We start from the raw sequence: 1,383 nt of genomic DNA on the forward strand, positions 1-1,383 counted from the left end.
CAAACAGAAAAAGCCCGCCCCGGTTTGGGGCGGGCTTTTTTGTTTCGACGGTTAGGTCTGAGACTATTCGGCGAACGATCTCATCACCGCCTCCGATCACTCAACGCTCTTTGGTGTACGACATGGGCGCGTCGCGGGCTTGTCGAGATCAAACGAGAAAGGGCGCCGGATGGGCGCCCTTTCCATTTGATCATTCGCTTGCGCGAATTACTCGACGATTTTCGACACAACGCCGGCGCCGACGGTGCGGCCGCCTTCGCGGATGGCGAAACGCAGGCCGTTTTCCATCGCGATCGGTGCGATCAGCTCAACCTCGAACGACACGTTGTCGCCGGGCATAACCATCTCGGTGCCAGCTGCCAGGGTCACGGTGCCGGTCACGTCAGTTGTACGGAAGTAGAACTGCGGACGGTAGTTCGCGAAGAACGGCGTGTGACGGCCACCCTCTTCCTTGGTCAGGATATAGGCTTCGGCTTCGAACTTGGTGTGCGGTGTAACCGAACCCGGCTTACACAGAACCTGGCCACGCTCAACGCCTTCACGGTCGATACCACGCAGCAGCGCGCCGATGTTGTCGCCCGCTTCGCCACGATCCAGCAGCTTGCGGAACATTTCAACACCGGTACAGGTGGTTTTCTTGGTGTCGCGGATGCCGACGATTTCGATCTCGTCGCCAACATTGATCACGCCACGCTCAACACGACCGGTCACAACTGTACCACGGCCCGAGATCGAGAACACGTCTTCGACCGGCATCAGGAACGGCTGGTCAACAGCACGCTCAGGCGTCGGGATGTACTCGTCCACGGCAGCCATCAGCTTGCGGATCGATTCTTCGCCGATTTCCGGGTTGTTGCCTTCCATCGCGGCCAGTGCCGAACCGGCAATGATCGGAATGTCGTCGCCAGGGTAATCATACGAGCTCAGCAGCTCGCGGATTTCCATTTCCACCAGCTCCAGCAGCTCTTCGTCGTCAACCTGGTCAACTTTGTTCATGAACACGACCATGGTCGGGATACCAACCTGGCGGCCCAGCAGAATGTGCTCGCGGGTCTGAGGCATCGGGCCGTCAGCCGCGTTCACAACCAGAATCGCGCCGTCCATTTGCGCCGCACCGGTGATCATGTTCTTGACGTAGTCGGCGTGGCCGGGGCAGTCAACGTGGGCGTAGTGACGCGCATCGGTCTCGTATTCCACGTGGGCCGTCGAGATGGTGATGCCGCGGGCCTTCTCTTCCGGCGCGCCGTCAATCTGGTCATACGCTTTGAAGTCACCGAAATACTTGGTGATTGCTGCGGTCAGCGTCGTCTTGCCGTGGTCAACGTGGCCAATCGTGCCGATGTTGACGTGCGGCTTATTACGCTCAAACTTTTCCTTTGCCAT

At 59.0% G+C, this 1,383-nt stretch carries 1 protein-coding gene; it reads right to left on the reverse strand.

From position 1 onward, the window contains the following. Positions 1-207: 207 nt before the first annotated feature. Positions 208-1,383: elongation factor Tu (tuf, locus tag AC2FIZ_RS20645; protein WP_142640426.1), on the reverse strand; the 1,176-nt coding region annotated here is incomplete at its 5' end.

This window comes from Ruegeria sp. CDSB022, from assembly GCF_059611145.1.